Origin of the sequence: Paenibacillus sp. GM2, from assembly GCF_900069005.2 — a bacterium.
GTDB lineage: Bacteria > Bacillota > Bacilli > Paenibacillales > Paenibacillaceae > Fontibacillus.
This window is the reverse complement of sequence record NZ_LN831279.1, coordinates 2,452,495-2,466,820: the sequence shown is the minus strand read 5'-3', so window position 1 is coordinate 2,466,820 and position 14,326 is coordinate 2,452,495. Positions and strand designations below refer to the sequence as shown.

The window sequence follows — 14,326 nt, the reverse complement described above, 5'->3', positions numbered from 1 at the left end:
GGGGAGGGAGAACGTGGAAGTGAAAGTCGAGAAAATCAAACAAGAGTTACAATCCCATGGCTATAAATTGACGCCCCAGCGGGAAGCCACGGTTCGCGTATTGCTCGAGAATGAAGAAGATCATCTTAGTGCTGAAGATGTATTCATGCTCGTTAAAGATAAAGCTCCTGAGATAGGTTTGGCTACCGTATACCGGACCCTGGAGTTACTTAGTGAACTTCATGTCGTTGAGAAGATCAACTTCGGCGACGGTGTAGCCAGATATGATTTGCGAACCGATACGAACAAGCATCACCACCACCATTTGATCTGCGTTCAATGTGGGGCAATGGATGAGATACGTGAGGATTGGCTTGGGCCATTAGAAGAACGTCTGGAGAAAGAATATAATTTTACGGTTCTTGATCATCGTCTTGACTTCCAGGGGATCTGTCATCGTTGTAAGGATAAGGCAGATAAAACGGACAAGACGGAAGAGTAATAGCCGGAAGATGGCCATTATAATTAAGTAAATGACAATAAGGCAGAGCTGATTAACCGCTCTGTCTTATTTTTGTCTTCGGTTGTACGATAGTCGAATCTGTTATTTGCTTGCTTTTGCATGTACAATAAAAGGGGTAGAAGCTCTCATAAACCTGGCGGATTAGATATATACTTGTACAAATGCGGTTCTCGTTCCATGGCGGAACAGGTCGGCAATCCGTGGCAAAGGTAGGGGAGAGCGATGGTCATTTCTTTGCGCAAGAGTCTACGTCTATTGAAGTATGTAGTTGTATTTATTATGCTTGCTTATGCTTTATACAAAGCGTTTAGCTACCTGGATGTAGCTTTGCTCCCGATGGATAAATATCGCATTCCGGAGGGCTCAGCGGTGAAGGCCTTTCATGCAGGAAGTATGGAGGCGGTAGATCCGGAGACCCCGCTGCAAAGGTTGAAGTTATTTTTTTGGTATGGTGAATAATGATAGATTAGGATGAGAGAGGGCGATGAATTGCAACAGGTTATTGCCTCTTTTATATCGCAATTGGCGGATCGTAAAGGTCTGAGTGAGCGAACGCAGGAAGCATACACCCGCGATTTACAGCAGTTTGCAGCTTATTTGCAGAGCCGTGGAATCGATGATTTTAATGAGGTCACCCGGGCCGGGATTTTGCTCTATTTCTCCGCTCTGAAGGAGAAGGGCAAGTCGCCAGCGACCATCGCCAGGGTCACTGTGACTCTACGGTCTTTTATACATTACTTGCTGCAGGAGCGGATGATGGATCATGATCCGTTCCTGATGATTGTGTCTCCGAGAATGGACAGGACTCCACCTGAGACGTTAACCATTGAAGAGACGGAAGCTTTGCTGGACATGCCTGATCCGGATACCCCCTTGGGATTAAGGGACAAGGCGATGCTTGAATTATTGTATGCTACAGGAATTCGAGTAAGCGAGCTGATCTCTCTGGAGGTAAGCGACATTCATTTGCAGCTGCAATTTCTGCGCTGTGCAGGGGAGAATGGTAAAGAGCGAATTATTCCTGTTGGGCCCATAACGATAGAATGGCTGGGCCGTTATTTGAAGGATTGCCGTCCGAGATGGGTGAAGGAAGCGGGCCAAGGCCCCTTGTTCACAAATCGTCAGGGAGGAATGCTGAGCCGTCAAGGGTTTTGGAAAATCGTGAAGAAATACGGGGCGGAGGCCGGGATCAACAAGCCGATTACTCCACACACTTTACGACATTCCTTCGCTGTGCATTTACTTCAGGGTGGGGCGGACGTGCGTGCTGTGCAAGAGATGTTAGGCAATCAGAGCGCTTCGACTCTACAGCTCTATTTGAATAAATCGGGAGGAAATCTAAAAGCGGTGTACGATTCCTTTCATCCCCGGGCAAAGCGGCAAATAGAAGATCGATCCGACCGTACCAAGGAGTAAAAGATGCGTAAGGCCCTTTAATATAACTTAAGGAGAAATGATAATGACACTTACTAAAGAAATGATTGTAGAGGCGGCCGATTATATTTCGTCCGTGGCCCAGATGAAGCCGGAGGTCGGGCTGATTCTCGGCTCTGGTCTTGGAATTCTTGCCGACCACATGGAACAGGCGGTCAGCATTTCCTATGCGGATATTCCTCACTTCCCGCAGTCCACGGTAGAAGGACATGCTGGTGAGTTGTTAATCGGTCAAGTGCAGGGCAAGCCGATCGCTATGATGAAGGGCCGCTTCCATATGTATGAGGGTTACGGTCCTGAATTGACGGCATTCCCTGTGCGGGTCATGAAAGAACTGGGCGTAAAGACGCTGCTCGTTACCAATGCGGCCGGTGGTGTTAATACCTCCTTCACTCCAGGCGATCTGATGCTTATTTCCGATCATCTCAATATGACAGGGAAGAACCCGCTGATCGGTGCCAATGACGATGAGCTTGGACCGCGTTTCCCGGATATGTCGCAGGCTTACAGTCGCAGATTGCGCGAGCTGGCCCGGTCTGCTGCGGACAAGCTGGGGTTCTCGCTCCAGGAAGGCGTGTATGCTGGATTGCTTGGGCCGTCCTATGAGACCCCGGCAGAGATTCGCATGCTGCGTACACTGGGCGCGGACGCTGTCGGCATGTCCACTGTCTCAGAAGTCATTGTAGCGAGCCATGCGGGGCTTGAGGTGCTTGGTATCTCCTGTATCAGCAACATGGCGGCGGGGATTTTGGATCAGCCTTTATCCCATGCCGAAGTCATGGAGACGACGGATCGTGTACGCGAGCAGTTCCTTCGTCTGGTACAGACGATCATACCGCAGCTCTGATTAGGAGATCAAGTATAATAAAACTTTAACCAAAGCGACGTTCCTGTACAAGGCATAAGCCTCAGGGGAACGTCGCTTTTTTTATTGATGACACGTCATGCAGGAATATAATGCCATGAAATGGAGCATACTAGGTTAGCAGAATCCAGACTTTTAGTATAAAGGGGGAACAACCGCTTGAAGAAACTGCTAATCAGTGGGCTAATGGCTCTTATATTGACAGTATCTGCAGGGCCTATCGCGGCTTTGGCAGAGGACGGAGGGGCGCGCGATAACGCAGAAGTACTGACGCTGGCGGAGAATGCTCGTTCCGCTATCCTGATAGATGCGGACACCGGGACGGTTATTTATGAGAAACATAGTCATGAGAAGCTGCCGCCTGCCAGTATAACGAAAATTATGACGATGCTGCTGACGATGGAAGCGATCGATGAGGGTCGCTTGAAGCTGACAGATAAGGTGACGACGAGTGAGCATGCTTCATCGATGGGCGGCTCGCAAATTTTCCTCGAGGTCGGGGAAGAAATGACGGTCGACGATCTATTGAAGGGAATAGCAATGGCCTCCGGCAATGACGCTTCCGTGGCGTTGGCAGAGAAGATCGCAGGCTCGGAACAGGGCTTTGTCAAGCTGATGAATGAGCGGGCTCAAGAGCTTGGGCTCAAGGACACCCATTTTGCCAACTGCAATGGATTACCGGTAGCCGATCACTACAGCTCTGCTCATGATATCGCCATGATGAGTCGCGAATTGCTGAAATATGAGGGGATTACGAAGTACACAGGTTCCTATCAGGATTACTTGCGCAAGGATTCCCCTAAGCCATTCTGGCTCGTGAATACGAACAAGCTGGTCCGCTTCTACAGCGGGGCAGATGGCCTTAAGACGGGCTATACCTCAGAAGCCAAGTTCTGTCTGGCAGCGACAGCGAAGCGCGATGGAATGCGTTTGATTGCGGTCGTGCTTGGAGAGCCGAATACAAAGACGCGTAACAGTGAAGTATCCGCGATGTTTGACTATGCATTTTCGCAATATGCGCTGCAACCGATCTATAAATCCGGCGAGGTGATCGGCAAAGTGAAGGTTCAGAAGGGGGAGGCCGCGCAGCTTGAACTGACCGCTACCAAGACGATGAGCGTTCTGGTCAAGAAGGGCTCCAAGCTGGAAAATATTACGCAAAAGCTGGTTGTTCCCGAGAAGATTGCCGCCCCTGTCAAGGAAGGGCAATTGATTGGCCAACTGCTGATTGTCCAGGATGGACGGACGCTGGCTGAGTTCGATCTGAATGCGGCTACCGCGATTAACAAGGCGGGCTTTTGGACCTTATTTAAACGAACGGCCGCACATATGTTTTTTGTAGATTAATAGGTTTTTTCTTCTAGTTTTGTCATAGAGCAGGATTCGTTCGAAGTCATGTAGAATTGTTGTGTTCATGTCAGGGAGGAGAGTGAACAGACGTGAATTTGCAAATGGAAACTGTTAGGCATCGTGAGACGCTGATTGTACGTTTATCCGGTGAACTGGATCACCATACAGCGGATTTGGTGCGTATGCGTATGGATGAGGAGATTGGCCGAGAAGGCTGCCGTAATCTCCTGCTCAGTCTCAAATCGCTGCAATTCATGGACAGCTCAGGGCTTGGAGTTATACTCGGACGTTATAAGCTGATTAAGCAAAAGGGCGGAAAGATGGTTGTCAGCGATGTGAATCCTCCGGTATACCGCTTACTGGAGATGTCAGGCTTGTTCAAGATTATGTCTATTTATGAAAATGAGAGCAATGCGCTCTCGGAGTTGGAGGTCGCTTTATGATGGAGAACAACCGTAACTTTATGACCTTGCAATTCGCGGCAAAATCGGAGAATGAGTCCTTCGCCAGAGTAACGGTAGCCGCTTTTGTCTCTCAGCTGGATCCGACGATGGATGAGATTACAGATTTGAAGACCGTAGTGTCTGAAGCGGTCACAAACTCTATAATCCATGGTTATGAGGAAAATTCGGAAGGGGTCGTCACGATTTCCGCCTGGATTGAGGAGGATACGATTACCCTGCTCATCGAAGACAAAGGCCGCGGGATCGAAGACCTGGAGCTGGCCAAGCAGCCGCTATACACTTCCAAGCCGGAGCTGGAACGGTCCGGGATGGGTTTTACCATCATGGAGAATTTTATGGATGAGTTCGACGTCGCGAGCGAGGTTGGCGGCGGCACTTCGATTCGGATGAAGAAGAGGATCGTATCAAAGAAAGCTTTATACAATTAGGGGTTGGAGATATGGATGCCGAAGTGAAGCAAGCCTCGAGAGAGTATTTGGACGATGCGGAAGTGAAAAGGCTGATCGCCTTGAGCCAGGCCGGAGATAATGTGGCCAGGGACAGGCTCGTAAGCTGCAACACAAGGCTGGTCTGGTCGGTCGTGCAGCGGTTTATGAATCGCGGCTACGAGCCGGAGGATTTGTTCCAAATCGGCTGCATCGGACTGTTAAAGTCGGTGGATAAATTCGATCTAAGCTATGACGTCAAATTCTCAACCTATGCGGTTCCGATGATTATCGGGGAAATTCAGCGCTTCCTGCGTGATGATGGAACGCTGAAGGTTAGCCGTTCGTTGAAGGAAATGGCGAATAAGGTACGCAAGAAGAAGGACGAGCTGTCCAAGGTGCTGAACCGGCTGCCGACGGTGAAGGAAGTGGCGGAGGAGCTCGGGGTAACGCCGGAGGATGTCGTATTCGCCCAGGAGGCCAATAAACCGCCAGCCTCTATCCATGAGACGGTGTTCGAGAATGATGGCGACCCGATTACACTAATGGATCAGATCGCCGATGAGTCCCAGGAACGCTGGTTCGACAAGCTGGCTCTGCATGAGGCGATCGACGGCTTGTCAGAGCGGGAGCGGCTGATTGTGTATTTGCGCTATTATCGCGATCAGACGCAATCCGAGGTTGCGGCCAGGCTTGGCATTTCCCAGGTTCAGGTGTCCAGGCTGGAGAAGAAAATTCTACAGAGCATTCGCGATCAGATTGCTCAATAGCTGTTCCAGTGGATGACGTTGGATCGCTGCTCTAAGATTTAGGTCTGTGATAAGCTCGATGCGATTGAAAGACAGGGGTTGTCTCAAGGGTTGAATTTTTGACCCTTAGACAACCCCTTTTGCATGCCCATAGATGCTGCTGATCCTCATGTGCTTTGGTGCAGTCCGGAGTAGTAGCCGGACATTTTGGACCGTTAGCGTCCAATTTTTAGTTCGTCCTGCTTGTAACGGTCAATTTTGTCCATTATAGAGGAAAGGAGCGCGGGAAACTGCTGATTTGTGCTTCTAAAGGTCAAAAGTGTCCGTTAGGGTACAAGATTGTGTTGTTCTTGTTCTAACGGACATTTTTGACCGTCTTATTAGCGCCTTAAACCGCGAATGTCATAACTTTCGAGTAAATGTAAGTCTCCCTTGGCATACTATGGACATTACGAAAAAAAGGGGTGGCTATCATTGAATCCAATACCTCATCCCTGCATTTATGTTCGGCTGCGCAAGCAGGTCAGGCTTCCGGTTGGCTCACCCATTCATCTCCGCGACATCGCTCGCGTACTCGCCGAGCCTCATCAAGAAGAAGTCCTGCTAAATTTGGAGCTGGAACGTCCGGAGAAGAGCGATGGCAATCTGATCGTGATTGATACCCTGCAAGTGATTTCTGTGATCAAGCAGCGCTTTCCGACGGCTCAGGTGGAAGTAATCGGCGAGTCGCATGTGCTGATCGAAATGATCGTGAAGGAGAAGAAGCCTTCACTTCTGCTATTTGCGGCTGTCTGGCTCCTGCTGTTCTTTGGAGCCGCATTGACGATCATGAACTTCCATGCTGATGTAAGCATGCCGGAGGTTCAGGTGCGAATCGTGGAGATGATTACGGGTCACCGGGACGAGCACCCTTATCTTTTTCAAGGCGCGTACTCCCTTGGCATCGGCTTTGGGATGATCATCTTCTTCAATCATCTATTCAAGAAGAAATGGAATGAGGAGCCTACCCCGCTTGAGGTCGAGATGTTCCTGTACCAGGAAAATCTGAATCAATATGTGGTTGCTGAGGAATATAAACGGATGAGCGAACAAGAGGCTAAGCAGAAGGGGGAGAAGCCCCTTTGAGCGTTGCGGTGATATACGGTGGTCTTATGTTTCTCGGATTTGCTGGAGGAGTCGCCGTCGGTGCCGGGGTTATCGCTTTATTTATCGTGCTGGATATGATTCCACGTCTCGCTCAGATTACACGAACCTTCGATAAAGTTCACTGGTATGAAGGCGCGATGGTCAGCGGCTCCTTTCTCGGTACGATCGCTGATTTCTGGAATTGGAAAATAGCCGGACCTTGGGCGTTCAGCGGTGTTGTCGGCCTGTTTAATGGTATTTTTATCGGCATGCTGGCGGCCGCATTAACCGAGGTGCTGAACGTTCTGCCGATCATTGCCAAACGGCTTCATATGCAGCGGTACTTATTTGGCTTGCTGCTGGCGATGGTGTTTGGGAAGGTAGCTGGCTCGCTATTCGAATGGTTCATTTACAATCCGTAAGGAAATTCAAAAATCCGCTTTTGACCACGAGGTAGATCAGGGGAGCGGATTCGGCATCGAATCTTGAATTCAGCCAGGCCCTCCGGTGCTCACGTACCCAAACCGTACGTTCCGCTCCTCGGCCCCTAAGCTTCATCCAACCTTCTCGGTATTGAAAACCGGATTTTTGAATCTTTACTGAAATGAGGAAATTTAAAAATCCGCTTTTGACCACGAGGTAGATCAGGGGAGCGGATTCGGCATCGAATCTTGAATTCAGCCGGGCCCTCCGGTGCTCACGTACCCAAACCGTACGTTCCGCTCCTCGACCCCTAAGCTTCATCCAACCTTCTCGGTGTTGAAAACCGGATTTTTGAATCTTATTGAATTAAGGTGAGGAATTGTAACCGAAGGCCGCTTTAGCCCTGTTGCCCATTAATGAATTTCAAGAATATCGCAGCCATATTTTCGAAGGGAGCTATTATACGATGGACCAAGAAAATGATCATATCCGGGAACATGCTGATGGCGAGAATATGCCTGGCTTTATTCAAGAATCGGATCAGGAAAAACAGGCGGAGCAGGATACCGATAAGAAGACTCCTGCAGAGGAGCCTCATATAGGCATTTGGACCAAAAAAGAGGTTCAGCAAAAAAGGGACGCAGAAAAGTCTGACTCCCTCGAGGATTCCATCATATATTGGCAGCAGAGCGATAGAATCAGCAGAAGTCTAGCCACAACGAAACGAACGCTTGAAGAAGTGATCGGTCTTGGCAAGAGCTTTGATGTCGTCTTCCGCGAAATGAGCTTCGCTGGCAAGAAGACGGGCATGCTCTTCATTAATGGCTTCGCAGACAGCGAGATAATGCTGGAGATTATTAAACGGCTCACTTATTTAACGCCGGACAATTTGTCCGGGGGGGCAATGCGATCCTTTTTCGAAATGTATATCCCGCATATTCAGGTGGAGAAGGCTGAGGAATTAAGCGTTGTGATTGATAACATCCTGATCGGGATGAGCGCTTTCTTCATAGAGGGCGAACAAACGGCGATTATTATGGATACGCGTCAATATCCGGTGCGTAGTCCGGAAGAACCGTCGCTTGAACGGGTCGTTCGCGGAGCCAGGGATGGCTTTACGGAGACGATGCTGACAAATGTGTCTCTGGTGCGGCGGCGGCTTCGTGACCCTGGGTTGAAGTTCGAGGCCTTTCAGGTGGGCAGGCGGACAAAGACAGATGTAAGTCTGGCCTATATTGATGATATCGCCGATAAGCTGGAGATTGGAGCAGTCCGGAAGAAACTAACCAGCTTAGACATAGACGGAATTCCGCTGGCCGACAAACAGCTGGAAGAAGCTATTTTGCACAGAGGCTGGAGCCCGTACCCTCATGTCCGATATTCCGAGCGCCCGGATGTCGTCGCTTCCCATTTACTCGAAGGAAGGATTGTATTATTCGTTGATACTTCGCCCAGTGTCATTATTTTGCCTACGACCTTCTTTGATTTATGCCAACACGCCGAAGAGAACAGGCAAACTGCTTTCATGGGCACTTATCTAAGATGGGTCCGCTTTTTTGGTATTTTTGCGTCGCTATTTCTACTGCCATTATGGCTGTTGATTGTGATGCATCCGGAATTCAAGCCGGCTATACTAGACTTTGTCGGTCCGCATGATAAAGCGAAAATTCCTCTAATCGCCCAATTCCTGCTTGTAGAGTTTGGCGTGGATTTGATGCGCATGGCCGCAGTGCATACTCCAACGCCGCTGGCCTCCGCAATGGGCTTGATCGCGGCGATTATGATCGGTGATATTGCCGTTAAAACGGGCTTGTTCATCAACGAGGTCATTTTGTATATGGCGATCGCAGCGATCGGGATGTTCGCAACGCCAAGTTATGAATTGGGGCTGGCCAATCGGATGGTCCGGTTGTTCCTGCTCGTCGCGGTGGCTATATTTGGCGGGCCTGGCCTTGTTGTCGGAACAACGTTGTATATTCTGTTCCTAACTTTTCAACGTTCCTATAACTCGCCTTATTTGTGGCCATTTATCCCGTTTAATGCCAAAGCAATGGCTGCGATATTGTTCCGGGTTCCGGTTATGACATCCAAGCAAAGACCGTCTTTCAACAAGCCGCGTGACCGCACGCGGATGCCGCAGAACGAATAGATGGTGGGCGTGTCTACCAAATAACACAAATCATGTTCACAATAATCCATTTTTCAGTTCACCGTTTGTTTGCTATACTGGTGTAAAATTGAAAACAGTGGAGGATTGCATAGATGTATTTACACGGTACGAGCAAAATTAATACGAAAGGCCATCTGGAAATCGGCGGCTGTGATACAGTAGAGCTCAAAGAGACCTACGGCACACCGCTCTATATTGTAGATGAAGACCTTATACGGCAACGGAGCCGTGAATATATGGATGCCTTCCGGGCATCCGGTTTGTCCTTCCAGGTTGCATATGCAAGTAAAGCCTTTTGTGTTATGGCTATGTGCCGGCTGGTTGAAGAGGAAGGCCTGTCCCTGGACGTAGTATCAGAAGGCGAATTGTATACTGCACTGCAAGCAGGCTTTCCTGCGCAGAGAATTCACTTCCACGGCAACAACAAGACGCCATTTGAGCTGGGGATGGCTATTGACGCGGGCATCGGCTGCTTTGTAGTCGATAATTTGGTGGAGCTGCATATGCTGCAGGCCATTGCGTCTGAGAAGAACGCTGTGGTAAATATTTTGCTTCGCGTGACTCCTGGAGTCGAAGCGCATACGCATGAGTATATTTCAACCGGACAGATCGATTCCAAATTTGGTTTTGATATCGGAAACGGAGCTGCCTTCGAAGCAGTTAAGGCGGCGGGCTTGTGCAATCATCTGAATCTGCTCGGGGTGCATTCACATATCGGTTCGCAGATTTTTGAGGTTGAGGGGTTCCAGTTAGCGGTTGAGCGAGTTGCTGATTTTGCGGCTCATGTCAAGGAACAGCTTGGTGTTCTGTTTAAAGTAGTTAATCTTGGCGGGGGCTTTGGGATAAGATATACGGAAGAGGATAAGCCGCTGAAGGTTGCTGATTATGTCAAAGCAATTACGGACGCTGTTAAGCAGCACTTTAGCCTTAGCTATCCTGAGCTTCCGGAAATTTGGGTGGAGCCTGGTCGCAGTATTGTAGGCGATGCCGGTACTACGCTCTATACGGTTGGAACGAATAAAGACATTCCCGGCGTACGCAAATATGTAGCTGTCGATGGGGGCATGACCGACAATCCGCGTCCGGCTCTTTATGAGTCCAAATATGAGGCATTGCTGGCGAACCGTGCTTTCGATTCCAATGAAGAGACGGTATCGATTGCCGGTAAATGCTGTGAAACAGGCGATATGCTGATCTGGGATATTGAGCTGCCAACGGTAAACACCGGAGATCTATTAGCAGTGGCTTGTACGGGAGCTTACAATTATGCGATGGCAAGCAACTACAACCGGATTCCGCGTCCAGCTGTTGTATTTGTTAAGGATGGACACAGCGATATCGTAGTAAGGCGCGAGACGCTCGATGACATCGTTGCTTATGATACGATTCCTGAGCGGATTTCAAAGCAGCCCTCCTACAAATGAGAGTCTGAGGATTAAGAGCGGGCTTTTGTGTCAATAATGATTAGAACCGTGAGGAGAACGCATGAATGGCGCATTCTTCACGGTTTTTCATTTTGTATAATTGGCTTCCTCTTTGCTCTACCGGAGATTTCATAGTACACTGGAATAGGTTTTTGACTAACGATTAAATAAGAGGAAGTGACCGATATGAAAAAAGGGAAGATCGTATTGGAAAATGGCGGAGTGGTTGAAATTCAATTTCTGCCTGAAGAAGCACCAGGTACGGTAGCAAACTTTGAGAAGCTGGCTAATTCCGGTTTCTACAACGGACTTACGTTCCATCGCGTAATTCCGGGCTTTGTAGCCCAAGGGGGATGCCCGACCGGAAATGGTACAGGTGGCCCTGGCTACACCATCAAATGCGAGACAGCAACGAACGTAACAAAGCATGAACGCGGTGTTTTGTCCATGGCCCATGCGGGTAAAGATACTGGCGGCAGCCAATTCTTTATCGTATACGAACAACAACCACATCTTAACGGGGTACATACCGTATTTGGCAAAGTAACCTCCGGTATGGATCTTGTGGATCAAGTACGTCCTGGCGACAAGATGCAAGAAGTAACAGTTTGGGACGAATAGTACAAATGTATGCAATAAGAGCCTGCGAACTCGCAGGCTCTTTCTTGTAGTGCTATTTTCTAGAACTATTGCTGATCGGACTTTTCATCCTTGATTTCTTCGCGGAATCCTTCAATGCTTCTTAGACGTTTCTTGTTCTTGTCCTCGATTTGCTGCTTTTCCGTACCGGAGATTTCATCGGCATGCTCGCTCAGGTAGTCCTGACCTTCACGAAAATTTTGGATGGTATTACTTATATGTTTGCTTAATTTTTGCGCGTTGTCCGAACGATCGTCGGGCTTAGCCATGGAATTGCCTCCTTTAAGTCTTGATTGTAAAATCGACGCTGGACGTCAGTGATTATCATCTGCTCAGCAAGAGATTTTATTCACAGAATGCTTGCCTTATCTGCGGAGAGTCTGTTCGATCCTTGATTTTTTAGGGGGATAGTGATAACATTCGTTATGCAACAAAGTTTTGCACAATCGAATAATTTTTCCTTCGGGGTCGGGTGCAATTCCCAACCGACGGTGATGGCATGCGTTATTTGATGGGGCTTCTTAAGCCTGATGAGATGCATGCACGAGTCCGTGACCTGTATATCACTTGATTTCTAATCATGAGATATATGGCTGAGCCGGTGAGATTCCGGGACCGACAGTATAGTCTGGATGGGAGAAGGAAGACGCAGCAGAGCTTTTGGCTAACATTATGCGCTGGGACATACTTAAATATGTCGCATATTTGCAGCCGTTAAGTTCTCATTTTCACAAAGTTAATGTGCATAATGTACATAGCTTCTGTTACAGCATAGCCATGATGGCTTTGTCTGTTCAGCGATGTGATTTTTTTGCGTACTCACTCTCATAATAACCCTGATGGATTAGAATCCGTCGGGGTTTTATTTTTGGGTTCTACAACAGATTAGATAGTGAGGGAGGTGGGAAAAGTGCAGCTGCTGAACGATGAGTTTTATATGGGTCTTGCTCTGGATATGGCTGAGCGTGCTTTGGGCCAGACTGGAATTAATCCTGTGGTCGGCGCGGTTGTCGTCAAGAACGGGGCTGTCATAGGTATGGGTACACATTTGAAAAGAGGAACCGCCCATGCGGAGGTTCACGCTCTAAACATGGCGGGTGCTGAGGCCGAGGATAGTACGGTCTATGTCTCCTTGGAACCTTGCAGTCATTACGGAATGACGCCTCCATGCTCGCAGCGACTCATTCGGGAGAAGGTAAAGCGTGTCGTTGTAGCTTGTGAAGATCCAAATCCAAGTGTAGCAGGCAGAGGGATCGAGATGTTGCGCGAGAGTGGCATTGAGGTGGAAGTCGGAGTGCTGCGTGAGCGGGCGATTAAGCTCAATAGAAAATTCAACAAGTATATTACCACGAAGTTGCCCTATATCACTCTTAAGACAGCGAGTACTCTGGACGGCAAGATCGCCTCGAAGAGCGGAGACAGCAAATGGATCTCCAATGAGGCTGCCCGCGAAATCGTGCACACCTTGCGTCATCAGCATCAGGCGATTCTGGTGGGGGTCGGAACGGTCATCGCCGATGATCCACTGCTTACAACAAGGTTGTCGGTTCCGGGGTTATCTCCTGTTCGAATTATCGTGGATTCAGCCTTAAGGGTTCCCGGGAATAGCCAAGTCCTAACGGATGGCAAGGCACCGACCATTCTATTGACAACAAGCCGTGCGGCTCAAGACAGAATAGATGCACTGCGCGAGCAAGGCATTGAAATCATCATATGTGGAGACGGGCCAGAGGTTGATCTGGAACTTGCCATGCGCCTGCTTGGCGAACGTGAGATGGCCTCGATTCTGGTCGAGGGTGGAGGAAGGATCAACGGGTCGATGCTGCAGCATCATTTGGTTGATGAATTGATGATATTTATGGCTCCCAAACTCATTGGCGGCCTTGAGTCTCCAGGGAGCTTTATCTTTGACGGCTATGAACGAATGCAAGATAGCATAGTGTTAAAGGATATGGAAGTGGAGCTCATTGGTGATAATATTTGTGTCAAAGGACAGCCGATGTATTCCGTATAACCTGATACAGGGCAACAAGGAGGCAAGATCATGTTCACTGGAATTGTTGAAGAGATCGGTACGATGAAATCGATCAGCCATAAAGGGGAAGCGATGGTTCTCGGTATTCTGGCCAGCCGCATTATGGACGATGTGAAGCTGGGGGATAGCATCTCAGTAAATGGTGTATGCCTGACCGCCACTTCCCTGGAAGCTTCCGGCTTTACGGTAGATGTCATGCCACAAACTTATCGACATACGAATCTGAGCCGTTTGAAGCCTGGCAGCAAGGTGAATCTGGAACGAGCTATGACTGCTGGCGGACGATTCGGCGGACATATCGTACAAGGCCATGTGGACGGAACCGGCACGATTGCAAGCATGCGTCAAGATCAAAATGCGGTCCTCGTTGAAATTGAACCCTCGGAGCCAGCTCTTTTTAAATACATTATCCCGCAAGGCTCGATTACGATTGATGGCATCAGCCTGACGGTCGCCAGCGTTGAAGGAGGAAGGTTCAGGGTATCCATCATTCCACATACCTGGAGCGAGACAGTGCTAGCGTTAAAACGTGCGGGGGACACGGTCAATCTGGAGACGGATGTGCTAGGCAAGTATGTGGAGCATCTGCTGAAATTTAACCATGACCCATCAAGCCAATCGCAAAGCGGCAATCCTTCAAATGTAAATTTATCATTTCTAGTTGAGAATGGATTCGCCTGACATCATCAGGTCTTATAGGGAAATGAATGAACGCAAAGTT

16 protein-coding genes and 1 riboswitch are annotated in these 14,326 nt (G+C 48.9%); of the genes, 15 read left to right on the top strand and 1 reads right to left on the bottom strand.

The window, feature by feature from the left end; genetic code table 11:
* Nucleotides 1-13: 13 nt before the first annotated feature.
* The 13 genes from fur (at nt 14) to BN1360_RS20885 (ending at nt 11,552) form a co-directional block, all read left to right on the top strand.
* Nucleotides 14-481, top strand: a complete 468-nt coding sequence (gene fur, locus BN1360_RS20945; RefSeq protein WP_068781797.1) for a ferric iron uptake transcriptional regulator — start codon at nt 14-16, stop codon at nt 479-481.
* 243 nt (nt 482-724) lie between these two features.
* Complete coding sequence (locus tag BN1360_RS20940) at nt 725-961, top strand: DUF4227 family protein (RefSeq protein ID WP_068781796.1); 237 nt, start codon at nt 725-727, stop codon at nt 959-961.
* Between the two features lie 30 nt (nt 962-991).
* Entirely contained in the window at nt 992-1,918 is a 927-nt protein-coding gene (gene xerD / locus BN1360_RS20935) for a site-specific tyrosine recombinase XerD (protein WP_068781795.1), read from the top strand.
* 37 nt (nt 1,919-1,955) lie between these two features.
* A complete protein-coding gene (locus BN1360_RS20930; protein WP_068781794.1) occupies nt 1,956-2,783 on the top strand; it encodes a purine-nucleoside phosphorylase in 828 nt (275 codons plus the stop codon).
* 177 nt (nt 2,784-2,960) lie between these two features.
* The gene (locus tag BN1360_RS20925) at nt 2,961-4,148 is read left to right on the top strand and encodes a D-alanyl-D-alanine carboxypeptidase family protein (RefSeq protein ID WP_068781793.1); all 1,188 of its coding nucleotides are present in this window, start codon (nt 2,961-2,963) and stop codon (nt 4,146-4,148) included.
* A gap of 92 nt (nt 4,149-4,240) precedes the next feature.
* Nucleotides 4,241-4,594, top strand: a complete 354-nt coding sequence (spoIIAA, locus tag BN1360_RS20920) for an anti-sigma F factor antagonist (RefSeq protein ID WP_068781792.1) — start codon at nt 4,241-4,243, stop codon at nt 4,592-4,594.
* Nucleotides 4,591-5,043: an anti-sigma F factor gene (gene spoIIAB, locus BN1360_RS20915; RefSeq protein WP_068781791.1), complete on the top strand. Its 453-nt coding sequence runs from the start codon at nt 4,591-4,593 to the stop codon at nt 5,041-5,043. Before spoIIAA ends, spoIIAB begins: the two co-directional genes overlap by 4 nt.
* A gap of 11 nt (nt 5,044-5,054) precedes the next feature.
* A complete protein-coding gene (sigF, locus tag BN1360_RS20910) occupies nt 5,055-5,810 on the top strand; it encodes an RNA polymerase sporulation sigma factor SigF (protein ID WP_068781790.1) in 756 nt (251 codons plus the stop codon).
* Nucleotides 5,811-6,263: 453 nt separating this feature from the next.
* Nucleotides 6,264-6,914, top strand: a complete 651-nt coding sequence (locus BN1360_RS20905; RefSeq protein WP_068781789.1) for a stage V sporulation protein AA — start codon at nt 6,264-6,266, stop codon at nt 6,912-6,914.
* A 26-nt stretch (nt 6,915-6,940) separates the two neighbouring features.
* The gene (locus tag BN1360_RS20900) at nt 6,941-7,336 is read left to right on the top strand and encodes a stage V sporulation protein AB (protein ID WP_068781835.1); all 396 of its coding nucleotides are present in this window, start codon (nt 6,941-6,943) and stop codon (nt 7,334-7,336) included.
* A 515-nt stretch (nt 7,337-7,851) separates the two neighbouring features.
* Entirely contained in the window at nt 7,852-9,486 is a 1,635-nt protein-coding gene (locus tag BN1360_RS20895; protein WP_082790158.1) for a spore germination protein, read from the top strand.
* 113 nt (nt 9,487-9,599) lie between these two features.
* Nucleotides 9,600-10,931: a diaminopimelate decarboxylase gene (lysA, locus tag BN1360_RS20890; protein ID WP_068781787.1), complete on the top strand. Its 1,332-nt coding sequence runs from the start codon at nt 9,600-9,602 to the stop codon at nt 10,929-10,931.
* Nucleotides 10,932-11,117: 186 nt separating this feature from the next.
* Nucleotides 11,118-11,552: a peptidylprolyl isomerase gene (locus tag BN1360_RS20885; protein ID WP_068781786.1), complete on the top strand. Its 435-nt coding sequence runs from the start codon at nt 11,118-11,120 to the stop codon at nt 11,550-11,552.
* A 65-nt stretch (nt 11,553-11,617) separates the two neighbouring features.
* Here the strand turns inward: BN1360_RS20885 and tlp are convergent, their stop codons facing one another.
* Nucleotides 11,618-11,839: a small acid-soluble spore protein Tlp gene (gene tlp, locus BN1360_RS20880; protein ID WP_068781785.1), complete on the bottom strand. Its 222-nt coding sequence runs from the start codon at nt 11,837-11,839 to the stop codon at nt 11,618-11,620.
* A 185-nt stretch (nt 11,840-12,024) separates the two neighbouring features.
* Nucleotides 12,025-12,218: riboswitch (FMN riboswitch) on the top strand.
* Between the two features lie 262 nt (nt 12,219-12,480).
* Here tlp and ribD point away from each other — a divergent pair.
* Nucleotides 12,481-13,584, top strand: coding sequence for a bifunctional diaminohydroxyphosphoribosylaminopyrimidine deaminase/5-amino-6-(5-phosphoribosylamino)uracil reductase RibD (gene ribD / locus BN1360_RS20875; protein ID WP_068781784.1), 1,104 nt, complete (start codon nt 12,481-12,483; stop codon nt 13,582-13,584).
* 30 nt (nt 13,585-13,614) lie between these two features.
* Complete coding sequence (gene ribE / locus BN1360_RS20870) at nt 13,615-14,286, top strand: riboflavin synthase (RefSeq protein WP_068781783.1); 672 nt, start codon at nt 13,615-13,617, stop codon at nt 14,284-14,286.
* Nucleotides 14,287-14,326: the final 40 nt, after the last annotated feature.